Source organism: Streptomyces aureoversilis (assembly GCF_042657885.1).
Classification (GTDB): Bacteria; Actinomycetota; Actinomycetes; order Streptomycetales; family Streptomycetaceae; genus Streptomyces; species Streptomyces aureoversilis.
On sequence record NZ_JBHSKJ010000012.1, the window covers coordinates 34,548 to 57,402 of the forward strand.

Annotated in this window: 21 protein-coding genes; 14 read left to right on the plus strand and 7 right to left on the minus strand. The window is 71.9% G+C overall.

The features are described 5' to 3' along the window. The first annotated feature begins 1 nt into the window (after position 1). From resB to ACFPP6_RS21290, 3 genes are all read left to right on the plus strand, one after another. Positions 2-1,897 (plus strand): cytochrome c biogenesis protein ResB, encoded by a 1,896-nt coding sequence (resB, locus tag ACFPP6_RS21280; RefSeq protein WP_382044704.1) that lies wholly within the window; start codon positions 2-4, stop codon positions 1,895-1,897. Further along, positions 1,897-3,048 carry a c-type cytochrome biogenesis protein CcsB gene (gene ccsB / locus ACFPP6_RS21285; protein ID WP_382045151.1) on the plus strand — a complete coding sequence of 384 codons (1,152 nt, stop codon included), beginning with the start codon at positions 1,897-1,899 and terminating at the stop codon, positions 3,046-3,048. The genes resB and ccsB overlap by 1 nt, the downstream gene beginning before the upstream one ends. A gap of 96 nt (positions 3,049-3,144) precedes the next feature. Then, on the plus strand, positions 3,145-3,705 hold the full coding sequence (locus tag ACFPP6_RS21290) for an SRPBCC domain-containing protein (protein ID WP_382044707.1): 561 nt from the start codon (positions 3,145-3,147) through the stop codon (positions 3,703-3,705). Between the two features lie 45 nt (positions 3,706-3,750). Here the strand turns inward: ACFPP6_RS21290 and ACFPP6_RS21295 are convergent, their stop codons facing one another. Then, positions 3,751-5,178: a phosphocholine-specific phospholipase C gene (locus ACFPP6_RS21295; RefSeq protein WP_382044710.1), complete on the minus strand. Its 1,428-nt coding sequence runs from the start codon at positions 5,176-5,178 to the stop codon at positions 3,751-3,753. Positions 5,179-5,494: 316 nt separating this feature from the next. Beyond that, complete coding sequence (locus ACFPP6_RS21300; RefSeq protein ID WP_382044712.1) at positions 5,495-5,800, minus strand: PLD nuclease N-terminal domain-containing protein; 306 nt, start codon at positions 5,798-5,800, stop codon at positions 5,495-5,497. Between the two features lie 87 nt (positions 5,801-5,887). Between ACFPP6_RS21300 and ACFPP6_RS21305 the strand changes: the two genes are divergently transcribed. The 3 genes from ACFPP6_RS21305 to ACFPP6_RS21315 all read left to right on the plus strand — a co-directional run bounded on the left by ACFPP6_RS21305 (position 5,888) and on the right by ACFPP6_RS21315 (position 9,135). Beyond that, positions 5,888-7,339 carry a menaquinone biosynthesis decarboxylase gene (locus tag ACFPP6_RS21305; RefSeq protein WP_382044715.1) on the plus strand — a complete coding sequence of 484 codons (1,452 nt, stop codon included), beginning with the start codon at positions 5,888-5,890 and terminating at the stop codon, positions 7,337-7,339. Further along, positions 7,336-8,256, plus strand: a complete 921-nt coding sequence (gene mqnP / locus ACFPP6_RS21310) for a menaquinone biosynthesis prenyltransferase MqnP (protein ID WP_382044717.1) — start codon at positions 7,336-7,338, stop codon at positions 8,254-8,256. Before ACFPP6_RS21305 ends, mqnP begins: the two co-directional genes overlap by 4 nt. 204 nt (positions 8,257-8,460) lie before the next feature. Further along, positions 8,461-9,135, plus strand: a complete 675-nt coding sequence (locus ACFPP6_RS21315; RefSeq protein ID WP_382044719.1) for a UbiX family flavin prenyltransferase — start codon at positions 8,461-8,463, stop codon at positions 9,133-9,135. Here the strand turns inward: ACFPP6_RS21315 and ACFPP6_RS21320 are convergent. Beyond that, on the minus strand, positions 9,132-9,278 hold the full coding sequence (locus ACFPP6_RS21320) for a hypothetical protein (RefSeq protein WP_168093789.1): 147 nt from the start codon (positions 9,276-9,278) through the stop codon (positions 9,132-9,134). The two genes, ACFPP6_RS21315 and ACFPP6_RS21320, sit on opposite strands and share 4 nt — an antisense overlap. A 132-nt stretch (positions 9,279-9,410) precedes the next feature. Here ACFPP6_RS21320 and ACFPP6_RS21325 point away from each other — a divergent pair, with 132 nt between their 5' ends. The 5 genes from ACFPP6_RS21325 to ACFPP6_RS21345 all read left to right on the plus strand — a co-directional run bounded on the left by ACFPP6_RS21325 (position 9,411) and on the right by ACFPP6_RS21345 (position 13,995). Then, positions 9,411-9,866 (plus strand): Lrp/AsnC family transcriptional regulator, encoded by a 456-nt coding sequence (locus ACFPP6_RS21325; RefSeq protein ID WP_058047613.1) that lies wholly within the window; start codon positions 9,411-9,413, stop codon positions 9,864-9,866. Between the two features lie 51 nt (positions 9,867-9,917). Beyond that, a complete protein-coding gene (gene mqnE, locus ACFPP6_RS21330; RefSeq protein ID WP_058047614.1) occupies positions 9,918-11,081 on the plus strand; it encodes an aminofutalosine synthase MqnE in 1,164 nt (387 codons plus the stop codon). Between the two features lie 80 nt (positions 11,082-11,161). After that, positions 11,162-11,449, plus strand: coding sequence for a DUF4229 domain-containing protein (locus ACFPP6_RS21335; RefSeq protein WP_168093791.1), 288 nt, complete (start codon positions 11,162-11,164; stop codon positions 11,447-11,449). Between the two features lie 364 nt (positions 11,450-11,813). Beyond that, positions 11,814-13,145: a dicarboxylate/amino acid:cation symporter gene (locus ACFPP6_RS21340; RefSeq protein WP_382044723.1), complete on the plus strand. Its 1,332-nt coding sequence runs from the start codon at positions 11,814-11,816 to the stop codon at positions 13,143-13,145. A 151-nt stretch (positions 13,146-13,296) separates the two neighbouring features. Further along, positions 13,297-13,995, plus strand: a complete 699-nt coding sequence (locus ACFPP6_RS21345; protein ID WP_382044726.1) for a TetR/AcrR family transcriptional regulator — start codon at positions 13,297-13,299, stop codon at positions 13,993-13,995. A 36-nt stretch (positions 13,996-14,031) separates the two neighbouring features. Here ACFPP6_RS21345 and ACFPP6_RS21350 read toward each other — a convergent pair whose 3' ends face one another. Further along, on the minus strand, positions 14,032-14,733 hold the full coding sequence (locus ACFPP6_RS21350; protein ID WP_382044729.1) for a hypothetical protein: 702 nt from the start codon (positions 14,731-14,733) through the stop codon (positions 14,032-14,034). Between the two features lie 145 nt (positions 14,734-14,878). Between ACFPP6_RS21350 and ACFPP6_RS21355 the strand changes: the two genes are divergently transcribed. Then, positions 14,879-16,762 carry an AMP-dependent synthetase/ligase gene (locus ACFPP6_RS21355; protein WP_382044731.1) on the plus strand — a complete coding sequence of 628 codons (1,884 nt, stop codon included), beginning with the start codon at positions 14,879-14,881 and terminating at the stop codon, positions 16,760-16,762. Positions 16,763-16,796: 34 nt separating this feature from the next. Here the strand turns inward: ACFPP6_RS21355 and ACFPP6_RS21360 are convergent, their stop codons facing one another. Then, positions 16,797-17,963: a lipase family protein gene (locus ACFPP6_RS21360; RefSeq protein WP_382044734.1), complete on the minus strand. Its 1,167-nt coding sequence runs from the start codon at positions 17,961-17,963 to the stop codon at positions 16,797-16,799. Between the two features lie 136 nt (positions 17,964-18,099). Beyond that, a complete protein-coding gene (locus ACFPP6_RS21365; RefSeq protein ID WP_382044737.1) occupies positions 18,100-19,191 on the minus strand; it encodes an AraC family transcriptional regulator in 1,092 nt (363 codons plus the stop codon). 354 nt (positions 19,192-19,545) lie between these two features. Between ACFPP6_RS21365 and ACFPP6_RS21370 the strand changes: the two genes are divergently transcribed. Further along, positions 19,546-21,294, plus strand: a complete 1,749-nt coding sequence (locus tag ACFPP6_RS21370; RefSeq protein ID WP_382044739.1) for an AMP-dependent synthetase/ligase — start codon at positions 19,546-19,548, stop codon at positions 21,292-21,294. 164 nt (positions 21,295-21,458) lie between these two features. On the opposite strand, the gene ACFPP6_RS21375 is transcribed toward ACFPP6_RS21370, so the two are convergent. Next, positions 21,459-21,662, minus strand: a complete 204-nt coding sequence (locus ACFPP6_RS21375; protein WP_003984261.1) for a cold-shock protein — start codon at positions 21,660-21,662, stop codon at positions 21,459-21,461. Positions 21,663-21,948: 286 nt separating this feature from the next. Here ACFPP6_RS21375 and ACFPP6_RS21380 point away from each other — a divergent pair, with 286 nt between their 5' ends. Further along, complete coding sequence (locus ACFPP6_RS21380) at positions 21,949-22,839, plus strand: menaquinone biosynthetic enzyme MqnA/MqnD family protein (RefSeq protein ID WP_382044742.1); 891 nt, start codon at positions 21,949-21,951, stop codon at positions 22,837-22,839. Positions 22,840-22,855: the final 16 nt, after the last annotated feature.

The window sequence follows — 22,855 nt, forward strand, 5'->3', positions numbered from 1 at the left end:
GATGGGCAACACGAACGGCTCCGCCGGCACCGACGGCCGCCCCCCCGGCTCCGGCGCCGCCACGGACATCCCGGCCGCCCGGGCCGCCTCGGCCACGGCCGCGGACGAGCGCGCGGCCGAGGCCGCGAGCGCGGCCGAGACCGAGACCGAGGCCGACGCCGCGGGGGTGAAGTCCGCGGGTTCCGCGATGTCGACGGCACCCCGCGAGGACGCCGACGCCGGCCAGGCCGTGCCCGGCTCCTTCGGCGGCGTCCGCAAGCCCGGCGCGCTTGGGGGAGCGGCCTGGTCGGCCCGCGAGGCGATCGGCTGGGCCCGCTGGTTCTGGCGCCAGCTGACCTCCATGCGGGTCGCCCTGATCCTGCTCTTCCTGCTCTCCCTGGCCACCGTCCCCGGCTCCCTCGTCCCGCAGACCAGCGTGGACGCCGTCAAGGCCGAGGCGTGGCGCACGAGCCACGAGACGCTCGGGCCGCTCTACGACAAGCTCGGCCTCTTCCACGTCTACAGCTCGGTGTGGTTCTCCGCGATCTACATCCTGCTGTTCACGTCCCTGGTCGGCTGCATCATCCCGCGCACCTGGCAGTTCGTCGGCCAGCTGCGCGGCCGCCCGCCGGCCGCACCGCGCCACCTCAAGCGGCTGCCCGCCCACACCACGTGGCGCACGGACGCCGAGCCCGAGGAGGTCCTGGCCGCGGCCCGCAAGCTGCTGAAGAAGCGGCGCTTCCGCACGGAGGCGGCGGGCGACGCGGTGTCCTCCGAGAAGGGCTACCTGCGCGAGGCCGGCAACCTCGTCTTCCACATCGCGCTGATCGTGATGCTCGTGGCCTTCGCCTCCGGGCAGCTGTGGAAGTCCGAGGGGCAGAAGCTGATCGTCGAGGGCGACGGCTTCGCCAACACGCTCGTCCAGTACGACGACTTCAAGTCCGGCTCGCTCTTCGAGGCCGACGACCTCAAGCCCTTCAGCTTCTACCTCGACAGCTTCGAGGCCAGCTACGAGCGCACCGGCCCGCAGCGCGGCACCCCGCGGACCTACGAGGCCCACGTCACCTACCACGAGGGCGCCGACGGCCCCGGGCGCAAGGCGACGATCAAGGTCAACGAGCCGCTGCAGACGTCCGGCTCCAAGGTCTACCTGATCGGCCACGGCTACGCCCCGGTCGTCACCGTCCGCGACGGGCAGGGCGACATCTCCTTCCGCGGCGGGATCCCCTCGCTGCCCATCGACAACAACATCACCGAGTCGACCGTCCTGAAGGTGGGCGACTACCGCACCAAGGACGGCAAGAAGGACCAGATCGGCTTCAAGGGCAACTTCGTGCCCACCATGGACCTGACGACCGGCTCGATGCTGTCCCAGTTCCCCGACCTGGACAACCCGCGCCTCGTCCTCACGGCCTACCACGGCAGCCTCGGCACCGACGCCGGCACGCCGCAGAACATCTACCAGCTCGACGTGTCCAAGATGCAGCAGTTCAAGACCAAGAACGGCAAGCCCTTCGCGCAGGCCCTCAAGGTCGGCGACACCATGACGCTGCCCGACGGCGGCACCCTGAAGTTCGACGGCATCAAGCCCTGGGCCACCTTCCAGGTCTCCCAGCAGCCCGGCAACGTCACCGCCCTCGTCGGAGCGGTCGCCGCCCTCGTCGGCGTGGCGGGCTCCCTGTTCATCCAGCGCCGCCGCGTGTGGGTGCGGGCCGTCCGCGGCGCCGACGGGCACACCGTCGTCGAGGTGGCCGGCCTCGGCCGCAGCGAGTCCGCGAAACTCCCCGAGGAGCTCGCCGACCTCGCCGCCGGCCTGCAGGCCGACGCCCCGCCCGTGACCGCCACGGACGCCCCCGACCCCGCGGAGTCCGCCGAGTCCGCGGATTCCTCCGCAGCATCCGAAGGAGCGCGCGCGTGATCCCCATCGCTGCCGCAGCCAACGAGAACCTGGCGAACATCAGCAACGTGCTGATCTATTCGGCCATGGCCGTCTACACCCTGGCCTTCCTCGCCCACATCGCCGAGTGGGTGTTCGGCAGCCGCAGCGCCGTGGGCCGCACCGCCGCCGCGATCACCACCGAGGCGGCCGCCGCCGCGGGCACCGCGGGCGCCGCGAGCGCACAGGCCGGCGGCACCGCCGTCCTGGAGCGCCCCAAGGTCGTCACCCGCTCCGCCGCCGGCACCCGTGACGTGCCCGACGGCCCGGGCGCCGCCGGCACCAGCGAGAAGGGCGACGTCTACGGCCGCATCGCCATCTCGCTGACCGTGCTGTCCTTCCTGCTGCACGCGGGCTCGGTGCTCACCCGGGCGCTGTCCGTGGAGCGGGCGCCCTGGGGCAACATGTACGAGTTCTCCACGACCTTCGGCATGACGGTCGTCGGCGTCTACCTCGGCCTGCTGGCCTTCAAGAAGAACGTGCGCTGGCTCGGCCTGCCGCTGACCACCACGATCCTCCTGGACCTCGGCCTCGCCGTCTCCGTGCTCTACACCGAGAGCGACCAGCTCGTCCCGGCCCTGCACTCGTACTGGCTGTGGATCCACGTCTCCACCGCCATCCTGTGCGGCGCCGCGTTCTGGGTCGGCGCCTGCTCCACCCTGCTCTACCTCTTCCGCGACGGCTACGAGGCCCGCCTGGTCGAGGGCCGCACCGGCGCCGGCCTGCGCCGCTACCTGAACGAGCTGCCGCAGGACCGCAAGTACGCCCGCTTCAAGGCCAAGCTCGCGCTGCGCACCGACAACCCCATGTCGCGCCTGCCCTCCGCCGCCACCCTCGACAAGCTGGGCTACCGCATCAACGCCACGGTCTTCCCGCTGTGGACCTTCACGATCGTCGCGGGCGCCATCTGGGCCGAGGCCGCCTGGGGCCGCTACTGGGGCTGGGACCCCAAGGAGGTCTGGTCCTTCATCACCTGGGTCGCCTACGCCTGCTTCCTGCACGCCCGCGCGACCGCCGGCTGGAAGGGCCGCAAGGCCGCCTACATCGCGCTCGCCGCGTTCGGCTGCTACATCTTCAACTACTACGGCGTGAACATCTTCGTCACCGGCAAGCACTCCTACGCCGGCGTCTGAGCGGTCACCCGCACCCCGCACAGCAGCCCCCCGTACGGCCCGTTTCCCGCCCTCCCCGGAGCGCGGGAGGCGGGCCGCGGTGGTAGAGCTGGACCCATGGAGATCCCCTCCCTCTACGGCAAGTCCGAGCCCCGGGGCGAGGACAGCCACCTGCTGCGCTACGAGCTGTCGCTCCCCTTCCCCAGGGCCGAGGTGTGGCTGGCCATCGCCACCCCCGAGGGCCTGCCGACCTGGCTGGCCGCGGCCGAACCCTTCGAGCAGCGCGAGGGCGGAGCCATCACCCTGCGCTGGCAGAACACCGACGCGGCCGGGAAGGCCACGGTCGCCCCCGGCCGCGTCACCGCCTGGCAGCCGCAGCAGCTGGCCGAGTACACCGTCGACATCCACGGCCGGATCCGCTTCGAGCTGGAGGACGCCCCCGCCAGCGTCGGCGGCACCCTGCTGCACTTCACCAACGAGTTCACCGGCCCCGACAACGTCCGCCTGGACTGCCTGGCGGGCTGGCACCACCACTTCGAGTACCTGCTGGAGGCCCTGGCGGGCCGGCCCGCCGACTGGTCGGGGTGGACCCTCGAACGGTGGCGGAAGCTGCGCGCGGAGTACGAGCTGCGCGGCACCGGCGACCCGGGCGAGCCGCCGGGCGGCGCCACCGGCTGACGTCACGAGCCGCCCGGTCCCCGCCGCCCGGTCCCCGCGGGGCCGTCAGCGCCTGGGCCGGCTGCCCTTCTCCTGCTCGGGCGGCAGCTGGCGGGCGCCCGGCAGCGTGGGCTTGGGCAGGTGGGCGACCTTCCAGCGGGCCTCGTCGAGCTGCTCCTTGGTGTCCGCGGGCAGCCGCGGCGGCCGCGGGGCCTTGTCGGTGAAGCCGAAGGCCGAGGTCAGGTCGCCGAAGGTGCGGCGGCGCCAGGCGCTGATGTTCGGCTCCCGCACCCCCGTCCACACCTCCAGGAAGCGCAGCACCGAGGTGTGGTCGAAGGGGTCGCCCGCGGCCCAGCCGCCCACCGTCCACGGCGAGACGATCAGGCACGGCACCCGGAAGCCGCCGCCGATCGGCAGCTTCCCCACGAACTCGTCCGCCGTGCCCGCCGGGGGGACCGGCGGCGGCACGTGGTCGAAGAGCCCGTCGTTCTCGTCGTAGTTCAGGATGAACGCCGTCTTCGCCCACACCTCGGGGTTGTCGGCGATGGCCTCGATCTTCTTCGCCACGTAGTCCGCGCCGGCCGCCGGCAGGTAGCGCGGGTGCTCGGACTGCGCGGCCGTCGGGATGATCCAGGAGACGGCCGGCAGCCGGCCGTTGCGGGCGTCGTCCTCGAAGGTGCCCGCGGGCAGCCGGCGCATCCCCCGCTCGTACAGCGGATCGCCCGGCTTGGCGTCCTTGAACTGGGCGAACTGCTCCAGGAGGTTGCAGCCGTAGTTGTCCTCCTCCTGGTAGACGCGCCAGCTGACGCCCGCCGCCTGCAGCCGCTCGGCGTAGGTGGTCCAGCGGTAGGGGGAGGCGGCGGTGTTGTCGATGACCGGGCCGCCGCGGGTGGCCCCGGGGTCGATGGTGCCCGTCATCCAGTAGAGCCGGTTGGGCCACGTGGGGCCGAGGACCGAGCAGAAGTAGTTGTCGCAGAGGGTGAAGGTCTCCGCGAGCGCGAACTGGAAGGGGATGTCCTCGCGCGTGTGGTAGCCCATCACGTACGGCCCGTTCGCCCCGTCCGCCTTGCGGTGCGCCGGCATCCAGCGGTCCATCCTCCCGCCGTTCCACGCCTCGTGCTGGACGGCCCAGGCGTGGCTGGTGGACGGGATGGCCTGCGCGCTCGTCTTCTGCGTGTCGAGCCGGAACGGCAGCAGGTAGCCGGCCGGGTTCTTCTCGTCCGGCTGGTGGAAGACGTCGCGGCCGCCCGGCAGCTTGATCGCGTCGGGGTCGGCGAATCCCCGTACGCCCTTGAGGGTGCCGAAGTAGTGGTCGAAGGACCGGTTCTCCTGCATGAGCAGGACCACGTGCTCGATGTCGCGCAACGAGCCGCGCCGGGCCGGTCCGGCGGCGACCGCCCGCCGCACGCTCGGCGGCAGCAGCGACAGTGCCGCGGCGCCGCCCACGGCGCCCGCGGCGGAGCCGATGAGTCTGCGTCGGGTCATGTCGGGCATGGCGTGTGCCCCTCTCCCTGGAGTCGCGTGAGGCCTCAGTGTGGCCTGTCGGACTCTCCCGGCACGGGTGTGTCAAAGGCAGGAGGGGGTGCGTGAACGGGGTGCCAAATGGCTGTGAAGAGGGACGAGTTGATCTCTGTGGCGGCGAACGGCGGCCGGGATCGGGTTTTCTTATTACCCGATCGGGCGATGGGCGGCTACGCCGTACGGCGGGTGACTGCCGTGACACCGGGTGACGTCCGGACGGGCGAATCCTCCGACCGGCCGTCAGGGCGCGCCCGCGGGGGCGGATCCGGGGCCGGATCCCGGGGCGGGATCAGGCCGCGGGCGGCGGGTCGCCCTGGTCGCGCCGGAGGGACTTCAGGAACTCGGGGTTGTCGTCGGGCGCGACCCACTGCCGCTCGCCGCCCCGCCTCTGGCCGCGCGACCCCGCCGCGGCACGCGGACGCCCCGCGATCAGCCAGGCGACCGGCCCGATCAGCACCTCGCCGAAGAGCAGGATGACGATCACCCAGGCGATCTTCGGCAGCCCGCGGACCTCTTTCTCCGGGGTGTTCAGACAGTCCACGAAGGCGTAGATCCACAGCGCCAGGATCAGCAGGAACGGCAGATACCTGAGCATGTCGGACGGCTCCCCGGGGACGGCGGTACGGGCCGCTCGGCGGCCCCGATACCGGTCCAGCGTAGTGCGTGCTTGATACTGGAGCGCATGGCTTACGACGACCTTCGCTCGTTCCTCCGGGCGCTGGAGCGCGACGGCGACCTCAAGCGCATCAAGGCGGAAGTCGATCCGTACCTGGAAATCGGCGAGATCACCGACAGGGTGAACAAGGCGGGCGGCCCCGCGCTGCTCTTCGAGAACGTCAAGGGAGCGGACATGCCGCTCGCCATGAACGTCTTCGGGACCGACCGCCGGCTGCTCAAGGCGCTCGGCCTGACGTCCTACGACGAGATCAGCGACAAGATCGGCGGTCTGCTCAAGCCCGAGCTGCCGCAGGGCTTCGTCGGCATCCGCGAGGCGTTCGGCAAGCTCGGCGCGATGACGCACGTGCCCCCGCGGAAGATCAAGGACGCTCCGGTGCAGGAGGTCGTCCTCACCGGGGACGACGTCGACCTCGACAAGCTGCCGGCGCTCTTCACCTGGCCCGAGGACGGCGGCTCCTTCTTCAACCTGGGCCTGACCCACACCAAGCACCCGGAGACGGGCGTGCGGAACCTGGGCCTGTACCGCCTGCAGCGCCACGACAAGCGCACCATCGGCATGCACTGGCAGATCCACAAGGACAGCCGCAACCACTACCAGGTCGCCGCCAAGCGCGGCGAGCGGCTGCCGGTCGCCATCGCCTTCGGCTGCCCGCCGGCCGTCACCTACGCCTCCACGGCGCCGCTGCCCGGCGACATCGACGAGTACCTCTTCGCCGGCTTCGTCTCCGGCAAGCGCATCGAGATGGTCGACTGCAAGACCGTTCCGCTGCAGGTCCCGGCCAACGCCGAGGTCGTCGTCGAGGGCTGGCTGGAGCCGGGCGAGATGCTCCCGGAGGGCCCCTTCGGCGACCACACCGGCTTCTACACGCCGCAGGAGCCGTTCCCCGCGCTGACGATCGACTGCGTGACGATGCGCAAGCGGCCGCTGCTGCAGTCCATCGTCGTCGGCCGGCCGCCGACGGAGGACGGCCCGCTGGGCCGGGCCACGGAGCGGTTCTTCCTGCCCCTGCTGAAGATCATCATTCCGGACATCGTGGACTACCACCTGCCGGAGTCCGGCGGCTTCCACAACTGCGCGATCGTCTCGATCGACAAGAAGTACCCCAAGCACGCGCAGAAGGTCATGCACGCGATCTGGGGCGCGCACATGATGTCGCTGACCAAGCTGATCATCGTGGTGGACGCGGACTGCGATGTGCACGACCTGCACGAGGTGTCCTGGCGGGCCCTCGGCAACACGGACTACGCCCGCGACCTGACGGTCGTCGAGGGCCCGGTCGACCACCTCGACCATGCCTCGTACCAGCAGTTCTGGGGCGGCAAGGCGGGCATCGACGCGACGGCGAAGTGGCCCGAGGAGGGCTACACGCGCGACGGGGGGTGGCCGCACATGGTCGAGTCCGATCCGGAGACGGCGGCGAAGGTCGACCGCAGGTGGAAGGAGTACGGGCTGTGACGTCCGCAGCGGAAGGGGTCCTCAACCCGGGCCCGGCGCCGTCGAGCGGCAAGGTGAAGGCCTTTTTGAGGCTCGTGATGATCGAGCACTCGGTCTTCGCGCTGCCCTTCGCCTACATCGCCACCCTCACCGCGATGTTCCGCACCTACGGCAACGTCCACTGGACGCGGCTGCTGCTGGTCACCGTCGCGATGGTGGGCCTGCGCACCTTCGCGATGGCCTGCAACCGCATCATCGACCGCGAGATCGACGCCCGGAACCCGCGCACCGCGAACCGCGAGCTGGTCACCGGCGCGGTGTCCGTGCGCTCGGCGTGGACCGGCGCCGGGATCGCGGTCTTCTTCTTCCTGGGCGCGGCGGCCCTGCTGAACCCGCTGTGCCTGGCGCTGGCCCCGATCGCGGTCGTGCCGATGGTGGTCTATCCGTACGGGAAACGATTCACCGACTTCCCGCACGCGATCCTGGGCCTGGCCCAGGCGATGGGCCCGGTGGGCGCGTGGCTCGCGGTGACGGGGGAGTGGTCCTGGGAGGCGGTGGTCCTGGGGCTCGCGGTGGGCGTGTGGATCGGCGGCTTCGACCTGATCTTCGCCTGCCAGGACGTGATGGCGGACCGCGCGCACGGGGTGAAGTCGACCCCGGCCCGCTTCGGCGTCCCGGCGGCGCTGCACGGCGCCCGCGTGTGCCATGTGATCACCACGGGCCTGCTGGCCTGGTACGGGGCGATGACGGATGCGGGGGTGTTCTTCTGGGCGGGTCTGGTCTTCGTTGCGGTGGCGTTCGTCTACGAGCACACGATCGTCCGTCCGCATGACCTGTCGCGGCTGAACCGGGCCTTCTTCACGGTGAACGGCGTGATCGGGATCTGCCTGTTCGTCTTCGCGCTGATCGACCTGTCCGTGCGGGGCCTCGGGCTGTAGCTCGATCGTGTGATCGACCACGCAGAGGGCCGGAGCGCGGACCAGGCGGCGGCCGGCTTGGGCCGTGCTCCCCGCCCTTGCGGGGGTGTTCCGCCGTTGACGGTCAAAAGCGCCCTGTTCAGGCGTTGCTCCCCGCACGGGCGGGGTTGTGCGGGCTGCCCGGCGGTCCGAATCCGGTTCGGGCCGCCGGGATAGGCTCGCCGTATGAACGACGGCAAGCGCCGCCCCTGGGTGGTTGGGGTCTCCGGCGCATCTGGGACGCCCTACGCGGCGGCAGTGCTGCGGGCGCTGCTGGCCGCGGGTGAGAGCGTCGACATCGTCGTGTCGCGCGCGTCGCGGCTGACGCTGCTGGACGAGACCGGGATCAAGTTCCGCGACGCGCACTGGCAGGACGACCTGCGCGAGTGGCTGGCGCTGGGGGCCGACGGGAAACCGCACTTCGGGGAGGCCGTCCTCGACGACGTCCGGTTCTGGCCCGCCGGGGACCTCGCCGCGGGGCCGTCGTCCGGCTCGTACCCGGTGAAGGGGATGCTGATCGTTCCGGCGAGCACGGCCTGTGTGGCCGGGGTGGCGCTGGGGTTGTCGAAGGACCTGCTCCAGCGGGTCGCGAGCGTGACGCTGAAGGAGCGGCGGCCGCTGGTCGTCGCCGTGCGGGAGACGCCGCTGAGCGGTCAGACGCTGCGGCAGCTGGTGGCGCTCGACGAGGCGGGCGCAGTGGTGCTGCCCGCCTCTCCGGCGTTCTACGCGGGTGCGACGCACATCCAGGATCTGGTGGACTTCGTCGCGGGGCGGGTGCTGGATGCGGCGGGTGTGCCGCACCGGCTGTACCGCCGGTGGAAGGGAGAGCTGGGTGGTGCGCGCTCCCCGGAGGGGGACTAGCGCTTCTTGGCGCGCGCGGCCCGGCTGACGCTGCGGGCGGCCCTGGCCTCGGCGCGGCGCTCGGCGGTCTGGTGGGCACGCGAGCGGTTGGCCAGGTCCTGCATCTCACGCATGCGGGCGTAGGCCATCTCGATCGTGTACACGGTTACGTCACTCCTGAAGGATCGTCGTTGATCTAGCGAGTTGAGCGAAGATTTGCAGGCTCTGAAGCCCTGCATGCCTTAGATTCTACATGAAACGCGGCGAGTTCGCCGATTATTGAAAGGTGCCAGGTTATGGACGCGGTGGACAGGCAGCTCATCCAGGCCCTCCGGGAGAACGGCCGGGCCTCGTACGCGGAGCTGGGCCGGCTCGTGGGCCTCTCCGGGCCGAGCGTCACCGACCGGATCAACCGCCTGGAGGCGGCCGGCGTCATCACGGGGTACCGCGCGACCGTCAACGCCGCGTCGCTCGGCCTCGGCGTCACCGCGCTGATCGGCCTCCAGCTGTCGGACAGCGCCGACCACGAGGACGTGGCGCGCCGGCTGCGCGACCTGGCCGAGATCGAGGACTGCTGGTTCATCGCGGGCGACGACTCGTACATGCTCAAGGTCCGTGTCAGCGACGTGGACGGCCTGGAGCGCACCATCCGCCGGCTCTCCGGCACCAAGGGCGTGAGCCGTACCCGCACCACGATCGTGCTGTCCACGAAGTGGGAGAACCGGGTCGGCGAACTGCCGGACGAGGCGTAGGGATACGCTCGGAGAGTTGCGTAAAGCGGAAGTATCGGAGAGGCGGACGTCATGGACGCTGGGCTCAAGCGCGAGCTGGAGGAGAAGGTCCTCGCCGGGGAGCGGCTGACCCGTGAGGACGGCATCGCCCTCTACGAGTCCGACGACCTGGCCTGGCTGGGCGGGCTCGCCCACCACGTCCGCACGCAGAAGAACGGCGACGTCGTCCACTTCAACGTCAACCGTCATCTGAACATGACGAACGTGTGCACGGCGTCGTGCGCGTACTGCTCGTTCCAGCGCAAGCCGGGCGAGAAGGACGCGTACACGATGCGCATCGAGGAGGCCGTGCGCCTCGCCAAGGCGATGGAGAGCGAGAACCTCACCGAGCTGCACATCGTCAACGGCCTGCACCCGACGCTGCCCTGGCGCTACTACCCGCGCTCCCTGAAGGCCCTCAAGGAGGCGCTGCCGAACGTCTCGCTGAAGGCCTTCACCGCCACCGAGATCCAGCACTTCGAGAAGATCTCCGGCCTGCCCGCCGACGAGATCCTCGACGAGCTGATCGACGCCGGTCTGGAGTCGCTGACCGGCGGCGGCGCGGAGATCTTCGACTGGGAGGTCCGCCAGCACATCGTCGACCACGACACCCACTGGGAGGACTGGTCGCGCATCCACCGCCTGGCGCACTCCAAGGGCCTCAAGGGCCCGGCGACGATGCTCTACGGCCACATCGAGGAGCCGCGGCACCGCGTCGACCACGTCCTGCGGCTGCGCGAGCTGCAGGACGAGACCGGCGGCTTCCACGTCTTCATCCCGCTGCGCTACCAGCACGACTTCGTGGACATGAAGGACGGCAAGGTCCGCAACCGCCTGCAGGCCCGGACCACGATGGCGACGGGCGCCGAGGCGCTGAAGACCTTCGCGGTCTCGCGGCTGCTGTTCGACAACGTGCCGCACGTCAAGGTGTTCTGGGTGATGCACGGCGTGCAGACCGCGCAGCTCGCGCTGCAGCACGGTGCGGACGACATGGACGGCTCGGTCGTCGAGTACAAGATCACGCACGATGCGGACAACTACGGCACGCCCAACAAGCTGACCCGTGACGATCTGCTGGAGCTGATCCGCGAGGCGGGCTTCCGCCCGGTGGAGCGGAACACCCGCTACGAGATCATCCGCGAGTACCCGGGCCCGGACGCCTCGCTGCGCGAATCGCCGCAGCCGATGCGGGTCTGAGATCCACTTCGGGGCGTGCTGTACTGGTTTGACTGAAGAAGCGTGCCCCTTCGGTCGTCGTCGAGAAGAAGGTCCCGTCCGTGAGTAGCCAGAAGTACGCGTCGCTCCGTTACACCGCCCTGCGATTCGGCCTGCTCATCGGCTGCTTCGCCCTCGTCTACGTGCTCTGCTACGCGCACGTCATCCCGCTGGGCGTGGGCAGTTCGAACCTCATGTGGATGGTGCTGCTCTCGCTGATCCTGTCGGCGCCGCTGAGCTGGGTGCTGCTGCGCAAGCAGCGCGACGCGATGTCCGTGCAGATCGTCGAGCGCGTGGACCGGGCGAAGGAGCGCATCAACTCCAACGCCGCTCAGGAGGACGGGGCGTGACCGACGAGGTGTAACCCTCGTCACGTTTGCCCGATTTTTCGCCGATGCCCCGGCGTGGAGCTTTCCGCTCCACGCCGGGGCATCGGGCGTTTCCGGAGGTCCGCGGGGGTCCCGCGGACCCAAAGAAGACCTTTGGGCTACTCAAAGTCCGAGTGTTAACGTATTGGACATGAAGACAGCAGCAGCGCACCAGTTCCCCACGGGCCCCGTGCTCGTGGCGCGCCTGCACGTCGATCTTTGCCGCTGTGTCTCCGCGGCCTGTTGTCGCCGCTGACGCCATGTCCACCGCGGCCGGAGATCCTGCGCAAACGGATTTCCCCGGCACCTCACGCCCTTTTTCTTCCGTCTGTAACCGGAGCTTCCGTTGTCATCGACACCCCCGTCCCCCGCGGCGTCCCTGCGCGGGCGCATACCCAACGTCCCGTTCTGGGCCCAGATCCTGCTCGGTCTCGTCCTCGGCGCCCTGCTCGGCTGGGCCGCCAAGAGCGGTGACATCTCCTGGCTGTCCACCACGCTGGGCAAGATCGGCGACATCTTCGTCCAGCTGCTGATGCTGGTCATCGCGCCGCTGGTGTTCTTCGCGATCCTGGTGTCGATCACCAACCTGCGGAACGTCTCCAACGCCGCCCGCCTGGCCACCCGCACCCTGATGTGGTTCATGATCACGTCGCTGATCGCGGTCGTCATCGGCCTCGGCATCGGCCTGCTCACCGACCCGGGCGCGGGCACCGGCCTGACCGCCGCCGACGGCGCCGAGCCCAAGAAGCACGGCTCCTGGATCGACTTCCTCACCGGGATCGTCCCGACCGACATCGTCACGCCCTTCACCGAGCTCAAGGTCCTGCAGATCGTCTTCATGGCCGTGGTCGTGGGCGTCGCGATCCTGAAGGTCGGCGAGAAGGCGCAGCCGGTCCTCACCCTCAGCCACTCCGTGCTGGAGCTGCTGCAGAAGGCCCTGTGGTGGGTCATCAAGCTCGCCCCGCTGGGCACGCTCGGCCTGGTCGGCACGGCCATCTCCACGTACGGCTGGAACCTGCTGAGCAAGTACGCGACGTTCACCGCGGACATCTACGTGGGCTGCGCCATCGTGATGTTCGGCGTCTACCCGCTGCTACTGGCCGGCGTCGCCAAGGTCAACCCGCTGCAGTTCTTCAAGGGCGCCTGGCCGGCCATCCAGCTGGCCTTCGTCTCCCGCTCCTCGGTCGGCACGATGCCGCTGACGCAGAAGGTCACCGAGCGGCTCGGCGTGCCCAAGGAGTACGCGTCCTTCGCGGTGCCGTTCGGCTCGACGACCAAGATGGACGGCTGCGCATCGATCTACCCGGCCATCGCCGCGATCTTCGTCGCGCAGGTCTTCGACGTGCCGCTGGAGGTCAAGGACTACATCCTGATCGCCTTCGTCTCGGTGATCGGCTCGGCCGCCACCGCCGGCCTGACCGGCGCCACGGTGATGCTGACCCTGACGCTGTCGACGCTGGGCCTGCCGATGGCGGGCGTGGGCCTGCTGCTGGCGATCGACCCGATCGTGGACATGATGCGCACCGCCACGAACGTCGCCGGTCAGTCGGTCGTCCCGATCCTGGTGGCCTCCCGGGAGGGGATCCTGGACCGCGAGGCGTACGCCACGGCCGACGGTTCCCGCCTGGAGGACGGCGAGTCCCGCGTGGACGCTCAGCCCCAGCCCGTGGCGGCCTGACGGGTCCGTCCGCGGCTGGTCGACGGGGCCGGTCCACGGCCGTCCGGCGGGATCTTGACTGACCCGTCCGTAGGGAGTGGACCGAACGGCCCTACCCCGCATCCCTCCACCCCGTAACATTACCTGCCGGTAACGTGACGGGGGCGGAGGGATGTTTGTCGTGAATGCTGCACAGACCGACGTACTTCAGGCCCAGGGGAAGCCGAAGGGCAGGACGAAGCGCATGCCGCGGGAGGTGCGCGAGCGCCAGATGCTCGACGCCGCCGTGGCCGTCTTCGCGCGCCGTGGGTACCGGGCCGCGTCGATGGACGAGATAGCCGAGCTGGCCGGGGCGTCCAAGCCGCTGGTCTACCTCTACCTGCACTCGAAGGAAGACCTCTTCAGCGCCTGCATCCGGCGCGAGGCGGAGGCGCTCATCGCGGCCGTCCAGGCGGCGGTGGACCCGGGCGCCCCGGCCGACAGGCGGCTGTGGAACGGGCTGCGCGGGTTCTTCGCGCACACCGCCGCGCACCCCGACGGCTGGGCGGTGCTGCACTGCCAGGCGCGCACCCACGGGGAGCCCTTCGCGCTGGAGGTGGCCGCGCTGCGGCAGCGGCTCGTGGACGTCGTCACCCGGCTGATCACGGAGACGGCCGAGGCCGGCGGCTGCACCGAGCCGCTGCCCGAGGTCGAGGTCGCGGGCCTCGCCCACGCCCTGGTGGGCGCGGCCGAGTCGCTCGCCGGGTGGTCCAACGAGCGCGACGGCACCGGCTCCTGCGAGCGGCAGACGGCGGAGACGCTCATGAACTTCGCCTGGACGGGGCTGGAGAACCTGAGGAACGGGCGGCGCTGGGCGCCCGCCCGTTCCTGACGTCGGCGGAGTCCGGGTGCGGGGCCGGCGGCCCGCTCAGCGCCGCACGTCCTTGCGGCGGCGCGCGGCGAGCACCCCGGCCCCGCCGAGGACTCCCGCCGCCGCCAGCGCGCCGCCGGCGAGGGCGGGGCCGGTGTCCGGGCGCTCCTGGGGCGCCTCGCCGGCGGCGACGCCGCCCTTGGGGGGCGTTGTGCCGGTGGCCCCGCCGGTCTTGTCGTGATCGGCGGTCTTCTCCGCGCTCCTCCCGGTGCCGTGGGCGGCGGTGTCGCGGGCCGCCTCGCCGTTCCTGCTCCTGACGGTGGTCTGGGTGATCAGGCCGGTCTTCCGGTCGAGGGTCACCTTCAGGCCGCCGTCGAGGGTGACGGAGGGGGCGGAGGCGGTGAGCGTGGCGAAGACGAAGCCGTCCGGGCCGGTGACGACGGCCTTGTAGGAGCCGTCGCCGAGCTTGGTGATGACGGCGTACTTGCCGTCCTTCAGCTGTACGGTGCGCCGTGAGCCGCCGGTGTCGCCCTTCCGGGCGTCCTGCTTGGCGTCCTTGCCGGTGTCCCGGGCGGTTTCCTCGGCGGTGTCCTGTCCGGTGTCCGGCCGGGGTGTCGCCCCGGAGGTCGTGCCCGGCGTGCCGGCGGTGCCGGCGCCGCCGGCGGCGAGCGCCGCGGTGGGCACGGCGACCGTGCCGGCGAGCACGGCGGCGGCTATGGCGGTACGGAGTGCGGTGCGGGTGCTTCGCGTGGTGTTCATGGCCACGACGCTAAAACGGGCACAACGGGGCACGTATCGGCAAAACGGGCAGACGGTGGGTGGCCGTAAGGACTAGCGGCGGTCTGGAGGGAGCGGCTCCCGAGGCGTAGATTGCCGCCATTTACCGCCCAGTAGGGAGCCGCACGTGTCCGTACCGCACAGCGTCGCCCCACCCCGCGTCACCGTCGTCGAGGGAGTCGTCCGCGAGGCGTCCCTCCCGCCGCTCGCCCCGCCCGTCTCCCGCGGGTCCCTCGGAGACCTGCCCTTCGACAACGCCGCCGAGGCCCCCGCCGACCCCGTCCTCAGCCGCAAGCAGCCCGGCGGCACCTGGCGCGACGTCAGCGCCGCCACCTTCGCCGCCGAAGTGCTCGCCACCGCCAAGGGCCTGATCGCCCACGGGCTGCGGCCGGGCGACCGGCTCGCCATCATGGCCCGCACCCGCTACGAGTGGACGCTCCTGGACTTCGCCGCCTGGGCTGCCGGGCTGGTCACCGTCCCCGTCTACCCCACCTCCTCCGCCGCCCAGGTCCGCTGGATCCTGCACGACTCCGGGGCCGCCGCCTGCGTCGTCGAGGGACCGGAGCAGACGCGGCTGGTGGAGGCCGAGCGCGGCGCCCTGCCGGGCCTCGCCCACCTGTGGGAGTTCGACGCGGGCGCCGTGCCCCACCTGATGGCCGCGGGCCGCGGCCTGCCCGGCACGGCCGTCACCGAGGCGCGCGCCACCCGCGGCCCCGACGACATCGCCACCCTCATCTACACCTCGGGCACCACCGGCCGTCCCAAGGGCTGCGTCCTCACCCACGCCAACTTCTTCACCGAAGTCGACAATTCCACGGAGCTGCTGCACCCCGTCTTCAAGGCCGTCAGCAAGGCGCCCGCCGCCACGCTCCTCTTCCTGCCCCTCTCGCACGTCTTCGGCCGGACCGTCGCCGTCGGCTGCATGCGCGCCCGCGTCCGCGTGGGCCACGCCCCCTCCCTGCGCACCGAGGACCTGCTCGCGGACCTCGCCGGCTTCCGGCCCACCTTCCTGCTCGTGATCCCCTACGTGCTGGAGAAGGTCTACAACACCGGCCGGGCGACCGCCGAGAAGCTGGGCCGCGCCACCTCCTTCGACCGCGCCGCCCGCGTCGCCCGGCGCTGGGGCGAGGCGGAGGCGGCCCGCCTGCACGGCACCGGACCGGGTCCCGGCCCGGCGCTGCGCGCGGCCCGCGCCCTGTACGACCCGCTGGTCTACCGCCGGATCCGCGGCGCCCTGGGCGGCGAGGTCCGTCACGTGCTCAGCGGCGGCTCCCCGCTCGGCGAGCGCCTCGCGGCCTTCTGCACGGGCGCGGGCATCGAGGTGTTCGAGGGCTACGGCCTCACCGAGACCACGGCCGCCGCCACCGTCACCCCGCCGCACCGCCCCCGCCTCGGCACGGTCGGCTGGCCGCTGCCCGGCGGCGCCGTGCGGATCGCGGAGGACGGCGAGGTGCTGCTGCGCGGCGGGCACGTCTTCGCCGGGTACTGGGACGGCGAGCTGGGGAAGGCGGTGCCCGCGGCGCCGGGGGAGTGGTTCCCCACCGGGGACCTGGGCGAGCTCGACGCGGACGGCTACCTCACCATCACCGGCCGCAAGAAGGAGCTGCTCGTCACCTCCGGCGGCAAGAACGTCGCCCCCGCGCCGCTGGAGGACCGGCTGCGCGCGCACCCCCTGGTCGGCCAGTGCATGGTCGTCGGCGACGACCGCCCCTACATCACCGCCCTCCTCACCCTGGAGGCCGACGGCGTCGCCCACTGGTGCCGCATGCACGGCAAGGAGGACTTGCCGCCGCAGGAGCTGGTGCGGGACGGCGAGCTCCTCGCCGAGCTGCAGACGGCGGTGGACGACGCGAACGCCCTGGTCTCGCGGGCGGAGTCGATACGGCGCTTCGCCGTCCTGCCCGTTGACTTCACGGAGGAGGCCGGCCACCTCACGCCGTCCATGAAGCTCAAGCGGGAGGTCATCGCCCGGGACTTCGCGGAGGAGGTGGAGCGGCTGTACGAGCGCTGAACCGGGGGCCGCCCGGTCCAGCGCTCGGCGCGCGTCAGCAGTTGCCCGCCGCGGACCTGCCGGCGAACCGGTCGGCGAGCCAGTTCGCCGCCGGGACGGACTCCGCGATCACGCCCACGACGTGCTCGGCCAGCGGCACCGGCTTCCACTGCACGGCGGCCCGCTTCGTGCACCAGGCGGAGCGCAGCCGCTGCGCGCCCGCGTAGGGGATGAGCTCGTCGAGGGTGCCGTGGTAGAGGTAGACGGGCCGGTCGGGGGCGCGGGTGCCGAGGTCGGAGGAGTGCAGCACGCGCTGCCAGTCCGGCTCGTGCAGCGGGTTCCTGACCGTCACGTCGGAGATCCGCTTGAACAGGCCGGCGGCGGCGTCCGCGACCACGCAGTGCTTCTTGAGGAAGTCGACGTGCCGCCTGCCCTTGTCGTTGAGGTACGAGCCGAGGCGCAGCTCGGGGAAGGCCGCGTCCTGCCCGATCGCGCCCATGAGGACCAGGCCGCCGCCGATGCCGCCGTCGTTGTACTCGGCGACCTCGACGAGGTCGGAGGGGACGCCGCCCGCGGCCGTGCCCTTGAGGTTCAGCTCGGGGGCGTACGACGCGTGCAGCTCGGCGGCCCAGCCGGCGGCCTGACCGCCCTGCGAGTAGCCCATGATGCCGACCGGCGAGCCCTCGGCAAGCCCGGCCTCCGGCAGCCGCAGGGCGGCGCGGGCCGCGTCGAGGACGGCGTGGCCCGCGGCCCGGCCGACGGTGTACGTGTGGTCGCCGGGCGTCCCGAGGCCCTCGTAGTCGGTGACGGCCACCGCCCAGCCGCGCAGCGTGAGCTGCTGGATCAGGTTCGCCTCCACCGTCGTCCCGTACGGGAAGCCGGCCGACGGGGCGCAGTGGTCGGCGAGCCCGATCGTCCCCACGGCGTATGTCACGAGCGGGCGCGGCCCCTTTCTGCCGTCCTGGGGGACGATCACCGTCCCGGAGACGACATTGGGGGCGCCCTTGGCCGTGGTGGAGCGGTAGGTGACGTGCCAGGCCTTGGTGCCGGTGGGCTGGCCGGGCAGCGGGTGGAAGGAGGTCGGCGCGGAGGTGACGATGCCGCCCGGCCCGGCGGCGGGCGCGGGCCCGGCGGCGCCGGCCGTGCCCGCGAAGCCCAGTGAGACGGCCAGTGCGGCGACGGCGGTCCAGGCCTTCGTACGCAGGTGCCTACGCAAGTGCATGCGACTCTCCCGACAGTGCAGTGGTGAGGGGTCACTCATGTCTCGTCGCGGATCGCCTCCGCGAAACTCCCCGGGGGCGGCGGGAGTCGGGGAGACCGTAGTGACTGACGGGTAGGAAAGAAGCTGACCGGAAAGCTCAGCTTTGCTGACCCCGTTCACGGTCGGCGTTGCCGGCCCCGTTCGCGCCCGCCCGGGAGCCGGTACGTCCCAGGAGCCGGTACGCCCCCGGGGTGGTGCCCGTCCAGCGGCGGAACGCGCGGTGGAAGGCCGTGTCCTCCGAGAAGCCCAGCCGCGCCGCGAGCTCCGCGATCGGCTCCCGGCCCTCCGCCAGCCCGGCCACGGCCGCCTCCCGCAGCACCTGGTCGCGCAGCCGCCGGTACGACGTGCCCTCCTCCTGCAGCCGCCGCCGCAGTGTCGCCGGGCTGACCGCCAGCCGCGCGGCGAGCTGCGCCACCTCCGGCAGCCGGGCCGTCCGGCGCTGCGGGGCCGCCTCCCGCAGGGCCCGCGCCAGGGCGTGCCGCACCTGCTCGGCGACCGTCGTGCCGTACTCGCGGCGGCTGAGCAGCCCGGCGGGGGCGCGCCGCAGCAGCTCCGCCAGGCCGGCCTCGTCCCGGACGACGGGCGCGGCCAGCCAGCGCGGGTCGAACCCGGCGCGGGTGCGCGGCGCGCCGCAGCGGACCGGGCAGCCGAACAGCAGGCCGTACTCGCCCGCGTACGGCGGCGCCGGGTGGGCGAACTCCGCCCAGCGCAGGGGGATCCGGCGGCCGATCAGCCAGCTCGCCACGCGGTGCCAGACCAGCACCAGGCACTCGGCGGCGAAAGGGGCCTCGGCGAGCGCCCGCAGATCGGTGCGCACGGCGAACGCGGCGTCAAATCCGGTGCGTTCGACGGCGAGGTCGGGGCCGCCGGGGAAGAGGCCGTAGAAGCGGGTGGCGCGGCGCAGGGCCGTGCCGAGGTCGGGGCAGCCGATGCTCGCGTGGCACATCATCGCGAACGTGCCGGGCCGGCTGGGCTCGGGCCCCAGGCCCAGGAACTCGTCGCGGGTGGCCTGCCGGACGGCGGTGACCAGGCGGGCGAACTGCTCGGGCGACACGCGCGCGTGCGCGTCGCCGAGGAGCAGCGGGGGGATGCGGGCGCTCTGCAGGAGCGGCACGGTGTCGAGGCCGAGTCGCCGCGGGCCGGTGAGGGTGGCGCGTACGTGGTGCACGGTGATCGTGCGACTCGTCATGCGAATGACGGTAACTCCGTTGAGCGCCGGGGTCAGTGGGGCCGACCGTTCCGGTCATCCCCTGCGCGGGCGAACGTCCCTAACGTTCGGGAAGGCCCCGGCACGGGGCGCGCTCGCACGCGGGTGCGCTCCTACGCGGGGCCCGGGTGGTCCGGCACCACCGGACTGCGCCGTTGCGGCTGTTCGCCGTCGCGGCGGAAGAGAGTGACGGCGACCGTCTCGAACGCTCGGGCAGCGCCCCTCCGCCGGAGCGGGAGGCGATCTCCCGCAGCGAGACCTCCGCCGCAACGGCGGGAAACCGCGACGGCGCAGTCCGGCGGTGCCGAGCAGGGATCAGCCACCAGGGAGGAACCGATGCCGCGCCAGCGCCCCCGTACGCTCGCCGTTCTCGCCCAGTGGGCCGCCGAGCACCACGGCCCCGTGCCTGCCCAGCGGTTCCGCCGCGGCGAAGGGTGGGCGGAGCTCACCTACGCCGCCTTGTGGGCCTCCGTGCAGGAGACCGGGCGCGGCCTGATGGCCCTCGGGGTGGGTCCCGGGGACCGGGTCGCCGTCCTCTCCGAGACCGGTCCGGCGTGGTCCCGTACCCACTTCGGCGCACTGGCCGCCGGCGCCGTCGTGGTGCCCGTCTACCCGACGGCGGGCGACGAGGAACTGACCTGGGTGCTGGCCGACTCGGGCGCCTCGGTGGCCGTGTGCGGGACCGCGGACCTGGCGGCGCGCGTGACGGCCGTCCGCGGCAAGCTGCCGGAGCTGCGGCACGTGGTGCTGATGGACGATCCGCTGCCCCATGGCGAGGTGCCCGCGGCGGAACTCCTCGCCCGGAGCGCGGCCGTCACCCCCGCCGACCTGTGCGCCGTCGTCTACACCTCCGGCACCACGGGCCCGCCCAAGGGCTGCTGTCTGACGCACGGCAACTTCACGGCGGTCGACGACGCCTCCGCCGACCTCGTCGGCGGCGGGCCCGGGGACCTCACGTATCTCTACCTGCCCCTCGCGCACCTCCTCGCCCAGCTCATCCAGCTGTCGGTGTTCGTCCGCGGCGGCACCCTGTGCTACTTCGGCGGGCGGATCGAGGACGTCGTCGCCGAGCTGGCCGAGGTGCGGCCCACGCACCTGCCGTCCGTACCCCGCCTGTTCGAGAAGGTGCACGCGACGGTGGTGTCGCTGGCGGAGGCCTCGGGGCCGGACGGCCGGGCCCGGCTGGAGGCGGCGGTGCGCACCGGGCTGGAGGCCGCCGGCGTGCGCGCGCGGGGCGAGGAGCCCACGGGCGAGCTGCTCGCGGCCTGGCGGGCGGCGGACGAGAGCGTGTTCGCGCGGGTCCGGGCGGTCTTCGGGGGGCGGCTGAAGCTGGCGATCACCGGTGCGGCCCCGATCGCCCCGCAGACCCTGGACTTCCTGCGCGCGTGCGGCATCGCCCTGTACGAGGGCTACGGGATGACGGAGGCCACCGGCGTGATCACCCTGAACCACCCGGGCGGGGTCCGCCCCGGGACGGTGGGCAGGCCGGTGCCCGGCGTCGAGGTGCGGATCGCGGAGGACGGCGAGGTGCTGGCCCGCGGTCCGGGGGTCTTCGCGGGCTACCGCAACGCCCCGGCCGCGACGGCCGGGATGCTGGATACGGACGGCTGGCTGCACACCGGGGACCTCGGCGCGCTGGACGCGGACGGCTACCTCACGATCACCGGCCGGAAGAAGGACCTGATCATCACGTCGGGCGGCAAGAACCTCGCGCCGTCGCCGGTCGAGTTCGCCGTGCAGCAGTCCCGGTGGGTCTCCCGCGCGGTGCTGATCGGCGACCGGCGTCCCCACCCGGTGGCGCTGCTGACGCTGGACGCGGAGGAGATCGGGGCCTGGGCGGTGCGCGAGGGCGTGGACCTCGGCGGGCGGCCGGCCCGGCACCCGGCGGTGCGGGCGCTGTGCGCGGAGGCGGTGGAGGCGGCGAACGCGCAGGTGTCCCGGCCGGCCCGGATTCGGGCCTTCGGGATTCTCGACGGAGATTTCACAGTGGCGGACGGGACGCTGACGCCGACCCTCAAAGTCCGGCGGTCCGTGATCGCCGAACGCTATGCGATCGAAATCAATGCACTGTACGACAGAAAGTGAAAGAAAGTGGTCAACAAGAAGTCGCTAAGGGAGGGTTAACGATCAGCGACGGGTGGGTGAAAGGCAGGAGCCCTGCCCCTCCGCCGCAGCGGGGGAGCAGGGCTCCTTGGGTACAGCGCGTCGACCGCGATCGGTCGAGCCGTCGCACCGGAAGGATCCGAGGATCAGACCGGGGTGACGTTCTCCGCCTGCGGGCCCTTCGGGCCCTGCGTGACGTCAAAGTTGACCTGCTGGTTCTCCTCGAGGGAGCGGAAGCCAGAGGCGTTGATCGCGGAGTAGTGGACGAAGACGTCGGGGCCCCCGCCGTCCTGGGCGATGAAGCCAAAGCCCTTTTCAGCGTTGAACCACTTCACGGTTCCGGTAGCCATAAAGCCCTCCTTGGGCCCAAAGGGTTGCCCTGCTCCAGAACCTGCGAGAAGTCTGAAAACTACAAAAGCCTGCGGGTCACATGCTCCGCAGGCTCTGTACTGCAAGGGAAACCAAACTGCAACTTGCGGCGAGCCTAGCACGCGAGGGTTCTCGCGCGGAAGGAGTTGAAGATCACGCTGTCGGATGGTTTTCCCGGTGTTCCTGACGGAAAAGATCCCCAGTCGGGCACCCCCGGGGCGCACCCCCGCCCCCGCCGGCCCGGCCGCCCGGGGCTAGCCTCCGGATGTGGACATTTCTGCCTCGGCCGTAGAGACCGACCCCGAAGCCGGCACCCCCCAGCGCAGCCGTCCGCGCGTGGGTCACATCCAGTTCCTGAACTGCCTGCCCCTCTACTGGGGCCTCGCGCGCACCGGCACCCTGCTGGACCTGGACCTGACCAAGGACACTCCGGAGAAGCTCAGCCGGCAGCTGATCGAGGGCGAGTTGGACATCGCCCCGGTCACCCTCGTCGAGTTCCTGCGCAACGCGGACGACCTGGTCGCCCTGCGGGACATCGCCGTGGGCTGCGACGGCCCGGTCATGTCCTGCGTGATCGTCTCGCAGGTCCCCCTGGACCGGCTGGACGGCGCCCGCGTCGCGCTGGGCTCCACCTCCCGCACCTCCGTGCGCCTGGCGCAGCTGCTGCTGGCCGAGCGGTACGGCGTGCAGCCGGACTACTACACCTGCCCGCCGGACCTGGGCCTGATGATGCGCGAGGCGGACGCCGCGGTGCTGATCGGGGACGCCGCCCTGCGGGCCTCCCTGCACGACGCCCCGCGGCTGGGCCTGGAGGTCCACGACCTCGGGCAGATGTGGAAGGACTGGACGGGGCTGCCGTTCGTCTTCGCGGTGTGGGCCGTGCGCCGGGACTACCTGGCCCGCGAGCCGCAGATCGTCGCCAAGGTCCACGAGGCCTTCCTGGCCTCCCGGGACGTCTCCCTGGAGGAGGTGGCGAAGGTGGCCGAGCAGGCGGCGCGCTGGGAGGCCTTCGACGCCGGGCTGCTGGAGCGCTACTTCACGACGCTGGACTTCCGCTTCGGCCCCGACCAGCTCGCGGGCGTCACCGAGTTCGCCCGCCGCACGGGCCCGACGACGGGCTTCCCGGCCGACGTGCGGGTGGAACTGCTGGAGCCCTGACCCCCCGGAGGGGATC

Coding starts and splice junctions, on each gene's coding strand:
- ACFPP6_RS21375 (WP_003984261.1), bottom strand. CDS start 21,662: ATGGCTACCGGAACCGTGAAGTGGTTCAACGCTGAAAAGGGCTTTGGC.
- resB (WP_382044704.1), top strand. CDS start 2: ATGGGCAACACGAACGGCTCCGCCGGCACCGACGGCCGCCCCCCCGGC.
- ACFPP6_RS21360 (WP_382044734.1), bottom strand. CDS start 17,963: ATGCACTTGCGTAGGCACCTGCGTACGAAGGCCTGGACCGCCGTCGCC.
- ACFPP6_RS21300 (WP_382044712.1), bottom strand. CDS start 5,800: ATGCTCAGGTATCTGCCGTTCCTGCTGATCCTGGCGCTGTGGATCTAC.
- ACFPP6_RS21305 (WP_382044715.1), top strand. CDS start 5,888: ATGGCTTACGACGACCTTCGCTCGTTCCTCCGGGCGCTGGAGCGCGAC.
- ACFPP6_RS21290 (WP_382044707.1), top strand. CDS start 3,145: ATGGAGATCCCCTCCCTCTACGGCAAGTCCGAGCCCCGGGGCGAGGAC.
- ACFPP6_RS21345 (WP_382044726.1), top strand. CDS start 13,297: ATGTTTGTCGTGAATGCTGCACAGACCGACGTACTTCAGGCCCAGGGG.
- ACFPP6_RS21315 (WP_382044719.1), top strand. CDS start 8,461: ATGAACGACGGCAAGCGCCGCCCCTGGGTGGTTGGGGTCTCCGGCGCA.
- ACFPP6_RS21365 (WP_382044737.1), bottom strand. CDS start 19,191: ATGACGAGTCGCACGATCACCGTGCACCACGTACGCGCCACCCTCACC.
- ACFPP6_RS21370 (WP_382044739.1), top strand. CDS start 19,546: ATGCCGCGCCAGCGCCCCCGTACGCTCGCCGTTCTCGCCCAGTGGGCC.
- ACFPP6_RS21295 (WP_382044710.1), bottom strand. CDS start 5,178: ATGCCCGACATGACCCGACGCAGACTCATCGGCTCCGCCGCGGGCGCC.
- ACFPP6_RS21325 (WP_058047613.1), top strand. CDS start 9,411: ATGGACGCGGTGGACAGGCAGCTCATCCAGGCCCTCCGGGAGAACGGC.
- mqnE (WP_058047614.1), top strand. CDS start 9,918: ATGGACGCTGGGCTCAAGCGCGAGCTGGAGGAGAAGGTCCTCGCCGGG.
- ACFPP6_RS21350 (WP_382044729.1), bottom strand. CDS start 14,733: ATGAACACCACGCGAAGCACCCGCACCGCACTCCGTACCGCCATAGCC.